Source organism: Paraburkholderia dipogonis, assembly GCF_046027395.1.
In the GTDB taxonomy this organism is placed as follows: Bacteria; Pseudomonadota; Gammaproteobacteria; order Burkholderiales; family Burkholderiaceae; genus Paraburkholderia; species Paraburkholderia dipogonis_A.
In genome coordinates, this window is the sequence record NZ_JAQQEG010000118.1 from 1 (window position 1) to 836 (window position 836).

Here is an 836-nt window from a genome sequence, read left to right on the forward strand (position 1 = left end):
CCCCGGCGCCCACGCCGCAATCCACGACCATCCCCTTGCCCGAAGGATATGCCCGCCAACCGGCGGGTAAGCTGGAAGCTGATCCGGACAGTCCGGGTATCTTCAGGGACAGCAAGCTCCAGGCTTATATCCGGGCGAACGGTCAAACCTGGCCGGTCAGGTACGACGCGGACAATGGCACGTGGCGCGTCTATCAACCCGACAATCCGACGAAGTATCAATACCCCGTCAGGCTTGATGCGCACGGCAACTGGCAGGTGCATGGCGACACGGGCATACCAGGGGGGCGGCCCCGGATTCCGGCGGAAACACGGCAAAAAGCGGAAGCGCTGTTTAGAGACGGATGGACGCAGGCGAACATCGCGAGAAGATTGGACATAAGTCAACCCGCTGCATGGAAGATTAAGCGGGACGCGAATTTACCGGACATCCCGAGCCCGCCGCTGCAATCAATTGCTTTCAGGACGGAGGTCGTTACCCGGGTGAACGCCGGAACTCCACCCGAGCAGATAGCTCGCGATATGCATGTCCAACCCGAAACCGTGGAGGTCATCGTCGAACAGTATCGCCGCGACGGGCAGGTGAAACTCGACACCGTCGAGCACGGCCCGCTTCCGGCGGAAACAAGGCAAAAAGCGGAAGCGCTGCTTAGAGACGGATGGACGGCGGCGGCCGTCGCGAGAAGATTGGACATAGGTTTCAGCACTACATACAGGATTAAGCAGAACATGGGTAATTTACCGGACATCGGGACGCCGCTGCACTCACCTCAAATAAGGAAGGACCTCATTGCCCGACTGCAGGCCGGAACTCCGCCAGCGCAGATCGCGCAGGAT

The 836-nt window shown here is 60.0% G+C and carries 1 pseudogene; it reads left to right on the forward strand.

The features are described 5' to 3' along the window. Positions 1-35: 35 nt before the first annotated feature. Positions 36-836, forward strand: a pseudogene (locus PQR32_RS42110) (hypothetical protein); the annotation flags it as partial.